The sequence below is a fragment of the Exiguobacterium oxidotolerans JCM 12280 genome (genome assembly GCF_000702625.1).
Taxonomy (GTDB): Bacteria; Bacillota; Bacilli; order Exiguobacteriales; family Exiguobacteriaceae; genus Exiguobacterium_A; species Exiguobacterium_A oxidotolerans.
On record NZ_JNIS01000001.1, the window covers coordinates 1,332,139 to 1,351,730 of the forward strand.

At 48.1% G+C, this 19,592-nt stretch carries 17 protein-coding genes and 1 pseudogene; 15 read left to right on the plus strand and 3 right to left on the minus strand.

Annotated elements, in window-relative coordinates:
- Positions 1–49: 49 nt before the first annotated feature.
- Positions 50–2,506 (minus strand): CoA-disulfide reductase, encoded by a 2,457-nt coding sequence (locus P403_RS0106815; protein ID WP_029331940.1) that lies wholly within the window; start codon positions 2,504–2,506, stop codon positions 50–52.
- A gap of 204 nt (positions 2,507–2,710) precedes the next feature.
- Between P403_RS0106815 and P403_RS0106820 the strand changes: the two genes are divergently transcribed.
- The 10 genes from P403_RS0106820 (at position 2,711) to P403_RS0106865 (ending at position 12,279) form a co-directional block, all read left to right on the plus strand.
- Positions 2,711–3,244 carry a type III secretion system chaperone family protein gene (locus P403_RS0106820; protein WP_029331941.1) on the plus strand — a complete coding sequence of 178 codons (534 nt, stop codon included), beginning with the start codon at positions 2,711–2,713 and terminating at the stop codon, positions 3,242–3,244.
- A gap of 152 nt (positions 3,245–3,396) precedes the next feature.
- On the plus strand, positions 3,397–4,581 hold the full coding sequence (locus P403_RS0106825) for a hypothetical protein (RefSeq protein WP_029331942.1): 1,185 nt from the start codon (positions 3,397–3,399) through the stop codon (positions 4,579–4,581).
- 24 nt (positions 4,582–4,605) lie between these two features.
- Positions 4,606–5,526, plus strand: a complete 921-nt coding sequence (locus tag P403_RS0106830; protein WP_029331943.1) for an NAD-dependent epimerase/dehydratase family protein — start codon at positions 4,606–4,608, stop codon at positions 5,524–5,526.
- A complete protein-coding gene (locus P403_RS0106835) occupies positions 5,505–6,368 on the plus strand; it encodes a lysylphosphatidylglycerol synthase domain-containing protein (RefSeq protein WP_029331945.1) in 864 nt (287 codons plus the stop codon). Before P403_RS0106830 ends, P403_RS0106835 begins: the two co-directional genes overlap by 22 nt.
- Entirely contained in the window at positions 6,365–7,798 is a 1,434-nt protein-coding gene (locus tag P403_RS0106840; protein WP_029331947.1) for an alkaline phosphatase family protein, read from the plus strand. Before P403_RS0106835 ends, P403_RS0106840 begins: the two co-directional genes overlap by 4 nt.
- Complete coding sequence (locus P403_RS0106845; protein ID WP_029331948.1) at positions 7,795–8,526, plus strand: glycosyltransferase family 2 protein; 732 nt, start codon at positions 7,795–7,797, stop codon at positions 8,524–8,526. The genes P403_RS0106840 and P403_RS0106845 overlap by 4 nt, the downstream gene beginning before the upstream one ends.
- Positions 8,523–9,263 (plus strand): hypothetical protein, encoded by a 741-nt coding sequence (locus P403_RS0106850; protein WP_029331949.1) that lies wholly within the window; start codon positions 8,523–8,525, stop codon positions 9,261–9,263. Before P403_RS0106845 ends, P403_RS0106850 begins: the two co-directional genes overlap by 4 nt.
- 16 nt (positions 9,264–9,279) lie before the next feature.
- A complete protein-coding gene (locus P403_RS0106855) occupies positions 9,280–10,197 on the plus strand; it encodes an FTR1 family iron permease (RefSeq protein ID WP_029331950.1) in 918 nt (305 codons plus the stop codon).
- Positions 10,194–11,747 (plus strand): hypothetical protein, encoded by a 1,554-nt coding sequence (locus P403_RS0106860; RefSeq protein WP_235195187.1) that lies wholly within the window; start codon positions 10,194–10,196, stop codon positions 11,745–11,747. The genes P403_RS0106855 and P403_RS0106860 overlap by 4 nt, the downstream gene beginning before the upstream one ends.
- A 22-nt stretch (positions 11,748–11,769) precedes the next feature.
- Positions 11,770–12,279, plus strand: coding sequence for an aminoglycoside phosphotransferase family protein (locus tag P403_RS0106865; RefSeq protein ID WP_029331953.1), 510 nt, complete (start codon positions 11,770–11,772; stop codon positions 12,277–12,279).
- Positions 12,280–12,689: 410 nt separating this feature from the next.
- On the opposite strand, the gene P403_RS0106875 is transcribed toward P403_RS0106865, so the two are convergent.
- Both P403_RS0106875 and P403_RS0106880 read right to left on the minus strand, forming a co-directional pair.
- Entirely contained in the window at positions 12,690–13,250 is a 561-nt protein-coding gene (locus tag P403_RS0106875; protein ID WP_029331955.1) for a GNAT family N-acetyltransferase, read from the minus strand.
- 71 nt (positions 13,251–13,321) lie between these two features.
- Positions 13,322–13,939 (minus strand): YitT family protein, encoded by a 618-nt coding sequence (locus P403_RS0106880; RefSeq protein WP_029331956.1) that lies wholly within the window; start codon positions 13,937–13,939, stop codon positions 13,322–13,324.
- A gap of 423 nt (positions 13,940–14,362) precedes the next feature.
- Between P403_RS0106880 and P403_RS0106885 the strand changes: the two genes are divergently transcribed.
- From P403_RS0106885 to P403_RS16820, 5 genes and pseudogenes are all read left to right on the plus strand, one after another.
- A complete protein-coding gene (locus P403_RS0106885; RefSeq protein ID WP_029331957.1) occupies positions 14,363–15,715 on the plus strand; it encodes an FAD-dependent oxidoreductase in 1,353 nt (450 codons plus the stop codon).
- A 126-nt stretch (positions 15,716–15,841) separates the two neighbouring features.
- A complete protein-coding gene (locus P403_RS0106890) occupies positions 15,842–16,726 on the plus strand; it encodes an SDR family oxidoreductase (RefSeq protein ID WP_029331958.1) in 885 nt (294 codons plus the stop codon).
- A gap of 122 nt (positions 16,727–16,848) precedes the next feature.
- Positions 16,849–17,400 carry a maltose acetyltransferase domain-containing protein gene (locus tag P403_RS0106895; RefSeq protein ID WP_420805684.1) on the plus strand — a complete coding sequence of 184 codons (552 nt, stop codon included), beginning with the start codon at positions 16,849–16,851 and terminating at the stop codon, positions 17,398–17,400.
- A gap of 99 nt (positions 17,401–17,499) precedes the next feature.
- Positions 17,500–18,585, plus strand: coding sequence for a site-2 protease family protein (locus tag P403_RS16035; protein WP_034801016.1), 1,086 nt, complete (start codon positions 17,500–17,502; stop codon positions 18,583–18,585).
- Positions 18,586–18,846: 261 nt separating this feature from the next.
- A pseudogene (locus tag P403_RS16820) lies at positions 18,847–19,254 on the plus strand (MATE family efflux transporter); the annotation flags it as partial.
- Between the last annotated feature and the right edge of the window lie 338 nt (positions 19,255–19,592).

Below are 19,592 nucleotides of genomic sequence, written 5' to 3' on the forward strand. Positions count from 1 at the left end.
AAACGCTTAGAGCCCCTCCACTTTTCGCGGAAGGGCTCTTTTCGATTCTTTAGATGAATAGATTTAAGTTGGCATCATCTGTCGCACCAAGGTAACTTGCGACCCCACCATAATCGATATCATCTAACAGTTCTTCTTTTTTAATCCCCATGATGTCCATCGACATCGTACACGCAATCATTCGGACACCTGCCGCTTGTGCTTTTGCCATCATCGTCTCTAACGCATCGACTTGTTTGTCCTTCATGACTTTTTTCATCATTTTTTGACCGGCGCCTGCCATGTTCATGTTGGATAATGGAAGATCACCGGCATGTTTTGGCATCATCATCCCCATCATGCGTTCCATCGGCGCTTTGTCGACGGCTGGTGCATCCGGCTTCCGAATGACATTCAATCCCCAGAACGTGAAGAACATCGTGACTTGTTTTCCCATTGCTTGTGCACCTTGTGCGATGACGAATGACGCAAGTGCTTTATCAAGGTCTCCACTAAAGACGACCATCGTTGCGTCGTCTGCTTTTGCGACAGGAGCTGATGTCACTCGTTGCTCCGTTTGTCCTTGCCCTTTTTCAAGTAAGACTTCGACAATTCCTTTATTCATTTCTGCCGTGTGGACGGTATGTCCGAGCTTCGTTGCCCATGCCTGGACGTCCGGTAAGAAACCAGGATCCGATGCTTTAATGAAGACTTGGTCGCCATCTTGCAGTTGATCCATCTTTGCTTTTAATTCAACGATTGGTCCCGGACACTGTAATCCACATGTATCGAGCAACGTGATTTGCTCTGCTTTCACGGCTTGTTTCGGCTCACTTTTCATCGTCGTCACTGCTGTTTCCTCCCGTGCTTGGTTTCGCGCTTCTTGATCGCGATTGACCGTCGCCCATGTTTTATATCCGCCACTCAAGTTTTTCACGTCAAAGCCGTTTTGTTTGAGGAGCTGACTCGCGACATATCCTCGTAATCCGACTTGGCATGTCACGTAGATGGGCTGATCCTTCGGTAGCTCGTCGAGTGACGTGCGAAGCGTCGGTAATGAAATGTTGACCGAGCCTGGAATCGAACCGAGTTCATTTTCAGACGGTTCACGGACATCGAGTAACAATCCGCCGGCTGCGACGATTTGATCAATTTCATGCCAATGGACGTTTTCACTATCCCCTAACACGATATTCGACGCGATGTATCCTGCCATGTTGACGGGATCTTTCGCCGAGCTGTAAGGTGGTGCGTACGACAACTCAAGATCCGGTAAGTCAAGGACGGTCAAGCCGCCTTTGATTGCCGTCGCTAAGACATCAATCCGTTTTTCGACACCCGTCATCCCGATCGCTTGCGCACCATAAATTGTCCCGTCGACCGGATCAAATAGAAGTTTCATCGAAATCGGACTTGCCCCCGGATAATAACCGGCGTGCGAACCGGGATGGAGATGGACCGCTTCATAGCGGCGACCAGACTGTTTCAATCGTTTTTCGTTATTTCCGGTCGAAGCGACTGTTAAATCAAACACTTTTGCGACGGCTGTACCGAGCGCACCTGTGTACTTGACGTCGCGTCCGGCGATGATGTCTGCAACGAGACGCCCTTGACGATTCGCTGGCCACGCGAGTGGAACGTGCATCGCCTCTCCTGTCACGTAATCTTTCACTTCGATGGCGTCACCAATCGCAAAGATCGATGGATCAGATGTCCGTAACGTGTCATCGACTTTGATTGTATTCTTGATTCCTAACTCGAGTTTTGCTTCCGCCGCAAGGTTACTTTCCGGCATGACACCAATCGACAGGATGTTCATTTCCGTTTCGATCGTCTTGCCGCTCGTCAAGACAACACGTTTCCCTGCCTCTTCAAAGCGGGCGACACCATCCGATAAAATCAACTCGACGCCTTTTGCGCGTAAATGTTCATGAACGATGGCTGCCATTTCCGGATCGACCGGTGCCATGACTTGATCCATCATTTCAACCAATGTCACCTTCGCACCGCGTTCGACCAAGTTTTCTGCCATCTCGAGTCCAATGAACCCGCCACCGATGACGACGGCATGTGCGGGACGGTTCTCATCGACATATTGACGCATCCGGTCCGTGTCCGGAATGTTGCGTAACGTAAAGATGTTCGTCGCTTCTTCGATTCCAGGAATCGATGGACGCATCGGTTTTGCTCCTGGTGAAAGGATTAAGTTATCATATGACTCCTCATATTCTTCACCCGTATCGACTTTACGGATTGTGACCGTTTTTTGTTCACGATTGATTTGAATCGCTTCTGACAGATTTCGGACATCTAGGTTAAACCGGGCATGCATCCCCTCAGGTGTTTGGACGAGTAGCTTGTTCCGGTCTTTGATGACATCCCCGATATAGTACGGTAATCCACAGTTCGCGAACGAAATCTCTTTTCCACGTTCTAACAAAATGATTTCCGCCGTTTCATCCAACCGGCGTAATCGTGCTGCAGCGGTCGCTCCACCTGCTACTCCACCAACAATGATTGTTTTCATGTCTGTTTTCCTCCTAATCGAATCGTACTCTCTATGCTTTACAATATACCCATTAAGGTATGTGGTTTCAAGTAGTTTGTTCTACTTTTCACAAACTTGTCTTATTTTCAAACTGTTTCTTCTTTAAATGATAACGGACATTAGTTGCAATTCCTCTTAAAATGCTTGAAACTGAGATTACAGTATCTATAAGGGGGATTTAAAATGGACCAGGACCGTAACTCGAACGAAACGAATGAGGACAACAAGGTCACACCGCTTCACCCAGAACGTAATCAAGAAGAAACAAACGAAAACGGGGTAACGGAAGTTCAACAACAACACTTGGAAGCATTCCAAGCGTTCTTAGTCGAAAAAGGCATTCCAATGGAAGCACGTGAAAATGAAACACACGTCTTCTTTATGACACAAGAAAAAACACCAGCTGGCGCTGAGCCGATGATGATGATCGTCTTCAGTAAAACGACGACGGACGTTGAGTTATTCGCTCGTACCGTTACGCACGTTCCAGACGGTGTCGAAGATCTTCCTATCTTAAACGCCATCAATGATTTCAACCAAGAATTCAAATACTTCCGCGTCGTCCTCGATAGCGATCGCGACGTAACGATTGCTTCAACAATCGACTTAGATCACGGCTTCAACCCGGCTGCCATCTTCGGCCACTCGGTCATGATGTTCCAAGCTTCTGACGAAGTGTACGCGTATTTAACGAAATTGTATGACCAAATTCAATGATTTATATTTAAAAAATGGCTCCGGAGATTTCTCTGGAGCCATTTTTCTGTTTTAAGTTCAATTGACAATGAGAATTATTCTCGCTATAGTGAGAATTGTGAAAACGACATCATTGTATAGATAATTTTATTTTTCCTGGGGGAATGAGACAGATGAAAAAACGATTTAAAGTAGCGTCACTCTTTATGGTAGCCGGATTACTCGCAGCTTGCGGAACGGATGAAAAAGAAACAACGACAGCTCCAAAAGAAGACAAAACGGAGCAAACGTCTGATAAAAATACGAATGCCGGAATCGCCGCAACGACATTAACGGATGAATTGACAATCTTCAGCTCGATCAAGACAGAACTCGATAAAGGGAAAGAAGGACAAGCCATCGACTGGAAGATGGTCCAGACGAGTTATGAATCGAAGTTAAAAGGTGGCGTCGCAACTGCCGCTCCTGAAATCGAACAAGTCGTCACTTCTGCCCTTGCAGGCGTCGAATCAAAGGATTTGGATGAGAACATTGCCCGTCAGCTCGTCGATAAAGGACTTCAGTCTTACTTCTATAAACTCCAAAAATCAATGCAAGCCACAGCAGAAGAAGCAGTCGCGGCCGGAAAAACGGATGACGCCATGGCGACGTTAAAAAATATCAAAAACATGGCGGAAACTGTCTTCATCCCGACTGCTGAAAAGCGCGATGCGAGTTATGACTTCAAAAACGAAGAAGCCATCGCACAAGCGATCACGTCCGGTCTCGCAGCACAAGAAGAAGCCATCACGGCTGAAAACGTTGCTGACTTTAAGGTCGCAAAACAATTGACGGATAAGTCGATTTACCGTTCGTTCTACCTCGCAGCACTCGGTTATGCACAAAAAATCGAGGATGGTGCTAAATCCGGTGCCGACGAACAAGAGTTACAGATGGAACAAGCAGAAGGCTACGGATTCTTACTCGCAATCGAAGAGTCACTTGCCGGTGGAGATGAAGCAGCCGTCGCAAAACTAAAAGAACGGTATGACTTCTCAAAAACAAAACCAGCAGACGTCTCTTATGAAGAAATCGAAGGACTCTTCGCAAAAGCATTGACGAAGAAAGTCGTCGGCTACCATGAAGAAGCACTAGAAGCACTCGAAGCGAAAGACGTCGATACAGCACGTGTCGAAGCGATGGAAGCAAACATGTTCGTCATCGCAATGAAGCCAACCCTCGAAAATCGTCTCGGTAAAGAAGAAGCAGACGCTGTTCTTGCTGACGCTAACACATGGTACGATCTCATCGAAAAAAATGACGCAGAGGCGGAAACCGTGAGCAAAAAAATCGTCAATGCGCTCGATACGTTCAACTAAGCAAGACGATTGGAGGAACTTCCTTTGAACATCGGAATTACGGGTGGCGCCGGCTTCATCGGTGCTGCACTTGCAACTCGTTTGCGTACTAGTGGTCATACCGTATCGATCATCGATGCCTTCACTGATTATTATGCAAGCGACTTGAAACGCGAACGGGCAGCGGAGCTGACACGACTCGGCGTAAACATCTGTGAAGCAGATGTCCACGTCGGACTCGATGCCTGGTGTTCATCCGGTCAATTCGATGCCTTGTTCCATCTTGCTGCTTTACCTGGCGTTCCCGGATCTTTACGTGAGCCGCATCGCTACATCAAAGAAGATATCGATATGACGGTGACCGTCCTCGAAGCGGCAAAACAACATCAGATTCAACAAGTCTTTTTTGCCTCTTCTTCTTCGGTTTACGGGGAGCAGACAGGTGCGTTGAGCGAACAGCAAGCGACCGGTCAAGTCGTCAGTCCATACGCCGCGGCGAAGTATAGTGCCGAGACATTCTGTAATGCCTATCAAAACCTATACGGATTACGGGTTACGATCTTCCGCTTCTTTACGGTCTACGGACCATCCGGACGTCCGGATATGGCGCTTTACCGCTTCATCGAACAAGCGCTTCGTGGTCAAGAACTTGTCGTGTTCGGTGACCCGGTCCGCGACTTCACGTACATCGATGACATTACACGCGGGATGGAACAAGCACTTCAAGCGCGCGCAATCGGGACTTATAATTTAGGGGCGAATCGACCGGAGTCGGTCCGAACGATTGCCAGTTCCCTCAGTGAGCGATACGGTGTTCCGGTAACGTTCACCGAGCAAAGAGAAGGAGATGTCTCGATGACATGGAGTAATACGGAAGCTGCACGACAAGCATTCGGCTACACGCCCTCCGTTACCTTGAATGAAGGACTCGAGCGGATGATTACATGGCATCTCGGGCGCATGTAATTCGTACAACCGCAAGCGTCCTCTTGACGTGTGCGGTTGTTTTTTTATTAATTCAGTTCGTGCTCGAGTTACCTGTCCTCTATGATTACTTGCGCACCCTTTCACGCTCTTATTGGACGCTACTCGCAAGCTTGTTGTATGCAGGTGCTTTTTATGTCCGTGCTGTCGCCTGGCGTGTAGCTGATCAGCGGCAGGCACCCTTGCCAATCTATTTGACGAGCCTCTATCTCGGGCTCGCCGTCAATCACTTGTCACCCGTCAAACTCGGCGAAGGTGTTCGCCTGCTGACGGCACGTGCCATCGCTAGTCCCTTAAAACGGACGACAGCAATCCTTGTCGCACAGCGCGGCATTGATTTGGTCGTCCTCGGACTCTTCGTCTCGCTCGGCTTGCTCGCGACGAAAACAGCTCTTCCTGCAGGTATCGCGATTGCGCTCGGTGTACTCGCCTTAGTCGTCGTCCGTCCCTTTTTACGGACGATGTACGCATTAATCGGCTATGGCACACTCGCTTGGTGTTTGGAAGCAGGCGCCGTTTACTGCTTATTCTTAGGCGTGAACGCCGTCCTTCCCTTCCCACTCGTCTTAATCGCGATGAGTGCCGGTGTCTTATCCGGAATTGCTCAATTCACCCCCGGTGGTCTCGGCACGTATGAGCTCGCCATGGGAACGGTCTTACAGACGGCAGGCGTCGATCATCCTTATGAACTTGCCTTGATGACGCACACGTTCAAATATGCGTTCGCCTTCATCGCACCTTTGTATTTTTTGGTCAGACATCACCGTAGTGTCACATTACTGTTTCGCCAATTCAAGAACCAACAGAAAGGAGGATCTTCATGAAAAGTGCTTCACGTTTTGAAAAAGTTGCAGCCCGTATGTGGAATCTATTGAATGAAGGAAAGCCATTCACCCCGATTTTTACAATCGGTGTCTTCCTCAGCTACTGCCTTTTGTTCCAACAGACACTGAGCGGTGTCGGATTCGGATTTTTAGTGACGTTGCCTTTATTCGTACTGTACTGGAAATTTGATTTCCCGCTGTTCCTTCGTAATTATCTATGGATGCCCGTCATCGTCTGGTTGTTCCTCGAAGGAACGGATTCACGACTCTTGCCCCTATTCGCATACGGCGCAGGTCTTTATTTCTTCTTCACGGTCTTCTTCTGGGGAACGATTTATTACCATTTACGGATTGGAACGGACTGGCTCAACTTCACACGTTTTTGGAAACTCGTCCTCAAGAACAGTGACTCGACGAGTGGCAACGCGCAAGAACAACTACCGAAAGTCGCACTCTTACTTGCCTACTGGCAAACAGCGTCAATCAATCCGACCTTTGACTGGTCGTACGTCTTGTTCCCTGCCGGTTTGTTACTATTTGCTTGGATTCTCCACCATTATCTCTTCGACTGGAAACCGAAACTTCCGACTGAGCAGACAAAAGACGCCAGCTTGCCGACTTCAGACAAAGTCTACGTCTTGATTGTCGACGGGATGCGAAAAGACCGATACATGGCTGCACATACTCCGTTTCTCGAGCGATTGCGTCAAGAAGGAACGGAATATACGAATATGGAGACCGTCTACCCAGCCCGGACAGTCGTCTGCTTCAGCTCGATGTTCACAGGAGCACGTCCAGAAGATCACGGTATTCATTCCAACATGGTTTGGAATACGACCGGTGTCAAAACGGATACCGTCTTCGACCGATTGCGTGCCGTCAATAAATCCGGCAAGATTCTCGGAATTGCCCACCTCGTCGATGCGTTCGGTTCGACCGACGTCAGTACCGTGACAGCCGTCATGCATAATGATGTCGCCGACCGCAACATCATCGAACGGGCAAAACAAATCGTTCACGAAGAAGATCCGGATTTGCTTGCGATCCAATTAATTGGAACGGACCAAACCGGTCATAGTCGCGGAACGCTCTACTCGGAATACATTCAGAAAATCGAGGAAGCCGATGCCCTACTCGCAGAGTTTTGTGAAGAACTCGATCGTCTCGGTAAGCTTGACGATGCGACACTGATCGTCATGGCCGATCACGGACAAGCCGACGGGATCGGCGGGCATGGTCACCTCGACGAAGGAGAACGTTTCGTCCCATTTTGGATGTATGGCAAACACATTCATGCTGGTCGCAAGGTCGATACACACCGACATATCCTATCGCTTGGACCAACGATTACGAAGTTGCTTGGTGCCGATATCCCGCACGACAGTCGTGGCGTATTGTTAACGGAAGCCTTTAAGGAGGAACGCTCATGAAGAAAATCGTCGTCTTCCTCCCGGCCCACAATGAAGAAGTCTCCTTGCCGCTCGTCTTAAAACGGATTCCGGCTGAAATCGATGGACTGCCTGTCGAAACGATCGTCATCGACGACGGCTCCACTGATGCGACGTCCGAGATTGCCCAGCAACATGGAGCCCATGTCTATCGTTTTCCTAAAAATCGCGGGCTCGGAGCTGCCGTCCGCGAAGGACTGCTCCGGTCCTATGAACATGACGCAACCGTTTCCGTCATGATTGACGCCGATAACGAATACCCAGCCGATCAAATTCCGGACGTCGTTCGACCGATTTTAGCGAACGATGCGGATTATGTCTTCGGATCACGATTCCTCGGGACGATTGACGGAATGCGCCTCTATCGCTATATTGGGAATCACGTCTTTACGTGGCTTCAATGTGTTTTACTGAAACGAAAAATTCATGACGGACAAAGCGGGATGCGTGCTTTCTCACGCGCGGCTTGCAAACACGCGGAAATCATCCACGATTATAACTACGCGCAAGTCTTGACGTTAAACCTCGTCCGCAAAGGATTCCGTCTGAAAGAAGTACCTATTCGTTACCGGGTACGTGAATCAGGAAAGTCTTTCATCCGCTTGAACTATATTCAACGTGTGGCCCCTGCCATTTATAAAGAGTGGCGTCGACCAATCGTTGCACTACCGATTGAAGAACGTTTTGAACGAAAGGAGCATCTCGGATGATAAAACGTTTAGTCCTTCCGGTCGTTGTTTTCTTCTGTCTCCTCGCGACTCCTTTATCGGCGTTTGCTTACAGCTATGGTGACCCGGGCAAAGAAGCTTTTGCGGAAGCTTATAAACAATTTGAGGAACAGCTTGATCAAAAAGATTATGCACTTGCGAAGGAAACGATTGACGCGTACGATAAAGAATTTACGCTCTACTTCCCGGAAGCAAAAGAAAAAATCGATGCTGCATTAGCGGAAGAAGACGCAGAGAATGCCAAACAGGCGTATCGCGTTGCCTTACGTCAAAACATCGAACGTCGTCTTCATTTTGCGGATGAGCAGTTCGAAGACTTCGGACAGGCGAAGCTGTTACTTGCGAAAGCACGCGGCACGTACGATGTACTCGCACCTTACGTCAAAGAAAGTGAGGATGCAAAAACGTCCGATGCATTGTATACTGCGTTTGACGATGCACTTACTGCGCTCGGGAACCCCGGACTGTTCGGAGTCGGGAAAAAAGCGAGTGATAAAGAAACATTTGATCAAAACATTGCATTGATCGAAGATACCATTACACCACTATTCGTTTTACCCGGAGAAGAAAAAACCGGTTTATTTGAAGAAGAGGATTCGATTTTCGGACAATCTTTCGGAACAGACGAGATTTGGAAAACGATTGCGATTGGTCTTGTCATCGTTCTCATCGTCATCGTCATCATCGGTCAACGAAAAAAGAAACGTCAAAATCACTGATTAGGGAGGAAGGACGATGGATTTTCAAGCGTTTTTAATTACGCTTCGTGAATGTCTCGAAGCTGTCTTGATCGTCGGTTTGATTCTCGGCTATCTCGATCGACTCAACGCACCGCAATATAAAAAATGGGTCTATGCCGGAGTCGGACTTGCGCTGCTCGCGAGCCTCGGTGTCGCCTTTTTATTCCAAGTCGTCTTTACGAGTTTCGCAAGCTTCGGTAGCGACACGTACTTGCGTCTTGGTATCATGATGATCTCCGTCATCTTACTGACACACATGGTGCTCTGGATGGGGAAAGAGGCGAAAGAAAACCAACAGGCCTCGCAGGCAAAAGTCGCGGCGGCGGTCTCGACAGGCAGTGCCATCACGATGATCATCCATTCGTTCCTCGTCATCGTCCGAGAAGGCATCGAGACGGTTTTCTTCTTCGCTGCCATTTCCGGCGGTGAAATCGAGAAAGTCTTGACGAGTTATGGTGCCGTCTCCGGTCTCTTGCTCGCCTTAATCTTCGGTTACCTGTTCGTTTCCGGCACGATGAAGATTCCAGTCAAACGTTTCTTCCAAGTGACAGGCATCCTGATTCTGTTTATTGCTGCCGGCATGCTCGTCCAAACGATTGGACGTTTCCAAGACCTTGGACTGCTCGGAAGCCTGTTGACGAATGCCGATGGAACACCGGCAGCCTTGTATAACATCGTCGGGTTTATGCCGGAACACTACATCGACCAAATTCAATATTTGCGCGATACAGGCAATCCAACCTTAATCAGCGGACAAATCGGTACGTTTATGGGTGCGATGTTCGGCTACAGCCATAATCCATCACTTGAGCAAGTGATCGCCTGGTGGGGATACTTCGCGTTTGCCGGTTTCATGCTGATGCGTCAAAATCGAACACCAAAAACCGCCAAAAAACTTCAGGAGGTTTCTTGACCGTTCGGAGCGATCGTCTACTTGGACGATCGCTTTTTTTCACGCTTTGTTTCGTCATCTCACTATTGCTGGGTGTTCATTTTTATCTGGTCAGCCCGTTTGTCGCAAGCTACGACATCGCCAACTTTACGTTAGCGGTTGGACAGTATGATTTGGCGAATCTGCAGCCACATTTTCCGGGGTACCCGTTTTTCATCTTACTCGCGACAGGTCTCGCACGACTCGGGCTTGAACCCGTCCGTACGCTTGGCATCGTCTCGACGCTTGGCTTCACAAGCGGACTGATTCCGTTATATTGGCTGTTAAAACGTCAGTCGTTCGATACGGCTCGTTTACTAGCCGCTTTCACTGTCATCTCGGTTGCTTCACTCGTCGTCATCTCTGCGACCGGGATGTCGGATGGTCTTGCACTTGGTGTCCTCTGTTGGTTCATGTGGAGTGTCGAACGGGCTCGGCACGGTCATTTCCGTCTTTTGCCGTACCTCTTATTCGGACTGTTGATGGCAACACGATTATCCTATGCACCGTTCGGAATCGTGTTACTCTTTTTACTTTGGCAAACCCGAAAAGACTCCTGGCAACTCCTGTCCGAACTGGCGACGTTACTCCTGGCACAACTTGCCTGGCTGTTACCGGTCGCCTTCTCGGTCGGGGGACCCGCGTCCTTCGCTCAATTGTCACTCAGTTTCGTGACGGGTCACTTTTCGGACTGGGGTGGTACGGCACAAACGGACGAAGCCTCGTTGATTGAACGACTTGGATTGACACTCAAACAAATCGTTTGGCATGGTTTAGGATTTACAAGTTGGCTCGGTCTTTCTTCAGGGCTATTCTTGTTCTGCCAACGAATCCGTCCGCTTCCTCTTTGGTGGAGCGTCACCGGTGCTGGTTATTTCCTTTGGGTCTGGTTGGCCCAAAACATTGATAAACCACGCCATGTTTCACCTCTCGTCTTACTGCTCGTCTTCCTGCTTGTTCGCCATCTGTCAGTGCGTTGGCTCGTCCCATTTTTATGTATTCAATTGGTGATGGGAAGTATCGCCTTGTACCGCCAAGCGACAATTGAACCGGCAACTATCCAGTTGGCGGATGCCATTACCGGTTTACCGGCGTCAGCGACCATCTTTACGGATGAAGAAGACCGCCAGTTTTTAATGAAGCGTCCTGACGCTACAATCGTTCCGATTGGATCTGTCAGCAAATGGCGGGCGGAGCCGAAATCAGCGGAAGTTTACCTGACCGGACGATTGTTCAAACGGTTACGGGCGGAAGATGTATCGATTGAAGTGACGGAGGTTTTCCACTTTACGAGTGATCCCCGGTTTGAACCGGAGGATGCAGAGGCGCGGTTGTATCGGATGATCTTACGAGAAGGAGCGGATTGGGATGAATATCATTGGAACCGGCAACACAGCTACGATTCAAAAAGAAACTGCCGCGATTGTGCGAAAGCAGTTTCACGCACACGTCCCACATGCAGCGGTCCAGCAGGAATTTCTAAATCATCTGTCCATTCAAAACCGCTTTCCGATGACACCTCGTGTCTATAATCAAGTTGATCATTCCATTCGCATGGAGTACTTGAAAGGTGAATCGCTCGGCGATTTAATGAAACGTCATCCCGTTCGGATTCTCTGCTACATGACGGCCATGGTCACCTTACACCAGCACCTCCACACGTTATCTGTCGACGGGTTACCCCGTCTTCAAGAACGATATCCCGCTCACACTACACTTGTAGCGGGACGTACTTTATGTCATGGTGATTTTCACCCGTATAATCTGTTGCTTGTTAAAGAAGACATCTATGTCATCGATTGGATGGATGCCTCCATCGGCAATCCACTGATGGACGTCGCACGTACTTTTTTGCTAATTCGCTATGGAGGACGAATGTCTTTACGAAATCCGGCAGAATGCGTTTCCCGATTCATCCTCAGTCATTTGTATCGTGTCTGTTATTTTAAGCGCATCAGAAAAGTCACCGGATTCGAGGCTTGTTTACGGCTGTGTGCAGCTTCCCGCTTGAAAGAGCATATTACGCCTGTCGAATCTGTTCTGTTACAACGTTTTTTAAAGTGATGTCCAACGAGTCACAAATCATCGCCACCTAATTAAGCTGAACATAAAAAATCACTCTTTTCCACGCGCTTTCCTCAGGCGAGACACAAGCCAGTTTTCCTGCCTCCATGAGGCAGAAAATCGGGTCTTGTTTGTCTCTGACAGCGCAAGTCGTCTTGCGCTTTTTCCTGTAGGAGTCGCGTGAAGCGAGTGATTTTTTGATTTCAGATTCCTGATGGATGGATTTTAACAGCTTAACAAAACGTCGTTGAGCAGCAGACAAGACGAAGACTCCTGTGGGAAAAGCGGAACAAATGAGACCCCGTAAGTCGCGCAGGCGACGCGGAGACTCACGTTTCGCCCGCGGAAAGCGAAGTCTTGTCTGCGTATCAACGAATCTTGAAACGAATCCGAAGTACTTCCTTCGTCATTCAAGTTGCATACGGTCGTTCCATGTAATCAAATTGTCCGCCGCTGATTTCAATCGTCTTGACCGGGACGAATCCAAGACGTCGATAGAGACGTTGCGCCCCGGCATTCGTCTGATCGGCATTTAACGTAAACGCGCGTAATCCACGCTTCTCTCCTTCGTCCGCCGCTACCTGCAACAGCTCAGACCCAACTCCTCTTCCGCCATATGCCGAATCGACCGACAATGTATCGAGATAAAAGACGTTTCCTTCCGTCTCTTGATCAATTTGCGCCGCTCGTCCTGTCCACGCGAAGAGCTGACGTTTAATCGGTTCATCCAACTGTACTGCATCCATTCCCGCATATGCGATGACGATGCCGACGACGCGCCCATCGAGCTCCTTGACGAGAATGTTCTCGTGACTTAACCGGTTTCCCGTTTGCGTCACAAACAGCGCAAGCCGTTGCAAAATCAATTCCTTCTCCTGTGTTCCAGTCAGTGTCTCGGCAATTTCATGAATCGCCTGTTCAATCAACGGTGCGATGTGATCGGCGTCTTTTGCGGTCGCTCGTCTAATCATTCGATAGCCTCCTTCTCGTTGTCTCTTTTATCCTAAAACAAAATCCTTCCTGATGTCAGGAAGGACTGTGTTTATTTCAGTTGTGGAGTTGGTGTAACTACTGGTACAGTAACCGGTTCGCGTGTCATGACTGAGACGACGCGTCCCGCGATGGCAACTGCCAGTAACGTATAGAGCGTCAAACTGACTGGCAAGTAGACAAGTGAAATGACAAGAACAATTGCATCGAGACTAAATAAAATTGTTCCAATTGATAAACCCGTCACTTTGCTAAGTCCCATTGATAAAAGGTCGTCACCGCCGGTCGCAGCACCACTCTTCAACACAAGACCAAGTCCGTATCCCGTAATGATCCCACTCGCAATGGCGGCGATTAACGTTGCCGGCCATGCCTGCTCCGGGAAATGGAACAAGTCGAGCTGATGCCACATCTCATAAAACAACGATAGTGCACCTGCTGAGACGAATGCCTCACTGACAAAACGTTTTCCTTTAAAATAAAGTGCTCCAATAAAGAATGGAATGTCGAGCACGATCATCGAAATCGAGGGATTGATATCAAAGAAATATCGTCCTAATAAAGATAATCCGATAAATCCGCCTTCCGCTAATCCAAACTGTTCATTCAAAGTATAGTAGCCGAACGCCATAAGTAACGTTCCTGCTAAAATGGTTACGATTCGTTTCATGTGTTAATGTCCTCTCCCGTATCATGCCTGGGAGAGGTATTTTTATTCCCGTTTGGGTATTCATCTATTTTCGCTCTCCCTGATTTTTTTCAAGCCATTACCTTCCTGTTCAATGAAGATTGGCACTGCTAAAAATCAGGTAAGCTGAATAGATGATCGGTCCTCTCGGTATCCATCGGTTTCCACCCTTTCATTTAGTTCTCCATCTTATTATAACCCGAACTTCAGAAACTAAAACATTTTTACGGACTTTTAACAAAAACGTTATAAGTCATTACCTCTTTGTTCACAAATTCACAATTCAGACAAAACTATGCTCAATCATGAACAAACTACTTGAAACCAATATTGTGAAGTATTACACTAAGGTTATCAAATCGAATGTGATTAATATCACAATCAAACAAAAAGGGGACTTTATTCATGAAAGTAGCAGTCATCGGTTGTACACACGCAGGAACAGCAGCAGTCAAAGAGCTTACGGCAACTAACGAAAACCTTGAAATCACAGTCTATGAACGAAACGATAATGTCTCATTTCTCTCTTGCGGGATTGCCCTTCACGTCGGTGGCGTCGTTGAGCATGCCGAGTCACTCTTCTACTCTTCACCTGACGAATTGGCTGACCTCGGAGCAACAATGCGCTTGAAACATGATGTCCTTGAAATCGATAGTACGAACCAAACGATTCTTACGAAAAATCTTCTGACGGGTGAAACCGTTCACGATACGTACGACAAATTAATCATGACAACGGGTTCATGGCCAATCATTCCCATGTTACCGGGCATTGAACTGAACCAAATTGAGCTCTGTAAAAACTATCACCACGCGCAAACCATCATTAAAAAAGCAACGGATGCTCAGCGGATCACCGTTGTCGGTGCCGGCTACATCGGCGCTGAACTCGTTGAAGCGTTTGAAGCTTACGGTAAAGATGTCACGTTCATCGATAGTGCCGACCGGATTTTAAATAAATACTTGGATCGTTCATTCACGGATATCATTGAAAGTGAATTGACAGACCGCGGCATTCAGCTCGAGTTGAACCAAACTGTTCAAAGCTTTACTGGTGTGGACGGAAATGTCACACAAGTCGTCACGGATAAAGGAACGTTCGAAACGGATCTCGTCATTCTTTGTGTCGGTTTCCGTCCGAGTACGGAGCTCTTAAAAGGACAAATCGATATGTTGCCGAACGGTGCCATCATCGTCGACGACTATATGCGGACGAGTAATCCGAATATCTTTGCTGCCGGTGACAGCTGTGCCGTCTACTACAATCCGGCTCGGACACATGCTTATATTCCGCTCGCCACAAACGCTGTCCGGATGGGGACACTCGTCGGGAAAAACTTACTCGCTCCGACAATCCGCTACCAGGGGACACAAGGGACGTCCGGCCTCCGGTTATATGACTTAAATATCGCGTCGACCGGCGTCACGGAAGATGCTGCTCCATTCTTTGGATTAGAAGTCATGAGTACGACCGTCACAGATGCCTATCGACCTGAATTTATGCCGACTGCAGAAGACGTCCAGCTCAAACTTGTTTTTGAACAAAACTCTCATCGTGTCGTCGGGGCCCAAATTATTTCGAAGGTCGATTTGACGCAAGCGATGAATACGTTATCGGTCGCGATTCAAAATGAAATGACGCTTGAAGAACTGGCCTTCGTCGACTTCTTCTTCCAACCGCACTACAACAAACCGTGGAACTTACTAAATCAAGCCGCACTCCAGGCGATGAATGAACTGACGAAAGAAAGAGTTTGAGCTAAACGACCGTGCCTCGCGCATGGTCGTTTTTTAATTGTACGGAGTAACGTGACGTTTAAAGGCTAGATGACAGGGAACATACTTCTTATGCAAATCAAATCACTATCTAGGAGGAATCAGTTCATGTCACAGTCTAAAAACCCACTTACACAACACTTTAACGATGATTTCCCAAAACAGTATCAGCAGCCACCGGCTGTCCAGGCAAAAATGGAACCCGTTCCGGATTGTGGAGAAGAAAGTTACAAAGGTTCAGGTAAACTAAAAGGTAAAAAAGCGTTGATCACAGGAGGCGACTCTGGAATCGGCCGTGCTGCTGCCATCGCTTATGCTCGTGAAGGAGCAGATGTCTTCCTCAACTATCTCCCGGAAGAACAACAAGATGCAGAAGAAGTGAAAGCACTAGTTGAAGCAGCTGGTCAAAAAGCATACTTACTTGCTGGTGACTTAAGTGACGAATCGTTCTGTCAACAACTCGTCAAAGAAGCACATGATTCGCTTGGCGGACTTGACATCCTTGCACTCGTTGCCGGTAAACAACAAGCCGTCGAGGACATCATGGACCTGTCGACGGAACAACTCCGAAAAACTTATGAAATCAATGTCTTCTCGCTGTTCTGGGTCGTCAAAGCCGCTCTTCCACTACTAAAAGAAGGTGCATCAATCATCACGACGACGTCTGTCCAAGGTTACAATCCGAGTGAGAACTTACTTGATTATGCGTCAACGAAGTTTGCCATCAACGGATTTACACGTGGCCTCGCGAAACAAATCGCACCAAAAGGTATCCGTGTCAACTCTGTCGCACCGGGTCCAATCTGGACACCACTTCAAATCTCGGGTGGTCAACCGAGCGAAAACATTCCAGAGTTCGGTCAGGAAACGCCGCTGAAACGAAGTGGTCAACCGGTCGAGCTATCGAGCGTCTACGTCTTCCTCGCGTCTGACGATGCTAGTTATGTGACAGCTCAAATTTATGGTGTCACAGGCGGAATTAAACTCGCTTAATTGAATGCTAGATTAAAAGTGGTTTTTGATGGCGACATCAAAACCACTTTTTTGGTATCAGTTGCTTCTCCCCGTCCGATTTAGTCTAATGAAAGTATACATACCATTAGGAGATGATTCGTGTGACGGAAAAAGAAAAGATGATCCAAGGTCAATTGTACTTAGCAGGAGACCAAGAGCTAGTCGCTGATCGTAAGCGGGCTCAACTCTTATGCCACCAATTCAATCAACTCAGCATTACAGATTTAGATGAACGGAAAACACTGCTGAAGCAACTTTTCCAAAACGAACAACTTGATTGTTATATCGAACCCTCTTTTAAATGTGATTACGGCTACAACATCACGCTTGGTTCCCGGTTTTATGCCAATTACGATTGTGTGTTGCTCGACATTTGCCCGATTACGATTGGTGACAACTGTATGCTTGCTCCAGGTGTCCACATCTATACAGCGACACACCCGCTCGATCCTGTCGAACGAAACAGCGGTTATGAATTCGGCAAACCCGTCGTCATCGGGGATAACGTTTGGATCGGCGGACGAGCTGTCATTAATCCCGGTGTGACGATTGGCGATAATGCGGTCATCGCTTCCGGGAGCGTCGTCGTTAAAGATGTTCCTGCGAATACGGTCGTCGGTGGAAACCCTGCTAAGATTCTCAAAACGATTTGATGCGGGAAACAGACTGAACGGACGGCAAATGAAACTTTTTTTCTTAATTTGGCGTACACTAGAGACAGAACGTCATATTTATGGAAGAAGGAATTCATGATGGCTAAAAAACGTTGGGGAGGTCTTGCCGTCGCCGGAGCATTTTTGCTCTCGAAAGGGAAGGTCGTCCTTGCACTCTTAAAATTTTCGAAATTCGGAGGAACCTTGATCTCGTTCGGGATTTCGCTCCTCTTTTATGCTCAAATCTTTGGTGTCTGGTTTGGTGTTGGTTTGCTTTACCTATTGTTCATTCATGAAATGGGACATTTAGCTGCCGCAAAACGGCTTGGCTTTAAAACGGGACCGGCGATTTTCGTTCCGTTCATGGGGGCCGTCATCGGGATCAAAGATACATTCCGAACGCCGAAACAAGAAGCAATCTTAGCCTACGGGGGTCCGCTCGCCGGACTGCTCTCCCTTATCCCGCTTTTGATTGGATATGCCATAACAGGAAATGATTTTTGGCTCGTTATCTTCCACTTAGGTGCCCTGCTCAATCTATTCAACCTGCTTCCTGTCAGCCCCCTCGATGGCGGGCGGATTTTAGCAGGCCTGCCGATCGTCGTCTGGATTGCAGGACTCGCTGCCCTTGTCGCCTACGGTTTAACCCACTTCAGCATCATTTTATTGTTGATTGCTTTCCTCGGTGGCAGTACCGTCTGGAAACGGTACCGTTTCGCGAAACAATATGAAGACAATCAATCCGTCCTGATGTTGTACCGGGCAGCCCGCAACCGTGTTTTACAAGCAAAAGCGGAACAGGAACAACACCCAATCGCTGAACCGGCTGAGAGCGATCAACTCGACTCAGGTGAGACTACAGTCTCCGCTACATCGAGCTATGATCCGATTGCATGGACTTTACGCCATGACTTACAGAATCTGCGGAGTGCAAGTCCGGAAGAAGCAAAACCAGCTGCTGACGAACTCTTACGCTATCAATATGATTCGGCGAATGATTACGATGCCTTGCTGCGTCGACTCGACCAACGCATCGAACCGTTGCTTGAAGCGGAAAAATCGGTTGAGTACCACCAGATGCCGAAAAAACAACAAGCGATTACGTTAGTTGCCTATTTGGCACTCGGAGCGATTCTCTTCCTCGCTTTCGAATACTCAAAAGGCTATTTACCGTTACCCTCTTAATCCGCAAACACTCCGTCACTGTACTGTTGTCGGAGTGTTTTTATTTTCATACCGATTCGTCACAAGGACAGAACAGTTCCTCTTTGCACATTGCCCGGAGTGATTTCTTGCATCTGCCGACCCAAGCGACTAGTCTGAGTAAAAGCCAACGTACTTACTTTAAAGGAGGCTCTCCTACCGATGAATAAGAATACTGCCCAACTGGGAGATGCACCCATCAATAAATTATTGATTGGATTATCACTCCCGGCGATGATTGGTATGCTCGTCACTGCGCTCTATAACATCGTCGATACGATTTTTGTCGCCCAAGGAATTGGGACGATTGCTGTCGCTGCCGTCGGAATCGCGTTTCCCGTCCAACTCGTTTTGATGGCGATTGCTAATTCACTTGGAATCGGCGGTGCCGCGATTGCCTCCCAACGACTCGGTCAAAAGAATTTAATCGGAGCTAGTCGAGCATATGCAAATGTTTTGATGGTCGTGTTCGTCGTCAGTATGCTCGCCATCGTCTCCGCCTTCATCTTCGTCGAGCCCTTGTTGCGTGTCTTTGGGGCAACCGATGAAATCATGCCATACAGCATCGATTTCTTGCGTGTTTTGCTGTTCGGTTCCCCCTTCTTCATGTTGACGATGGCATCAAGTGCGATGTTACGGGCGGAAGGACGCGCCAACTACCAAATGCGTGTCATGTTGACAACTGTCGCCATCAATACGATTTTGACTCCTTTATTCATCTTCGGATTCGATTGGGGCATTAAAGGGGCGGCACTCGGGACCGTCGTCGCTCAAATCGTCGGTTCCATCTTGATTTTCCGATTCTTCTTTACGAAACAGAAAAAGACAAGTCTCCTATTAGACCGTGAAGCCTTCCGTTTTGAACCAAAGCTCGTTGTCCGGATGTCGCAAATCGGTTCGTCGTCCTTCATCATGCAAGTTTCCCAATCGATTTTGTTCATCACCGTCCCCCCATATGCTCGTCCGATATGGGGGGACGACGGAACTTG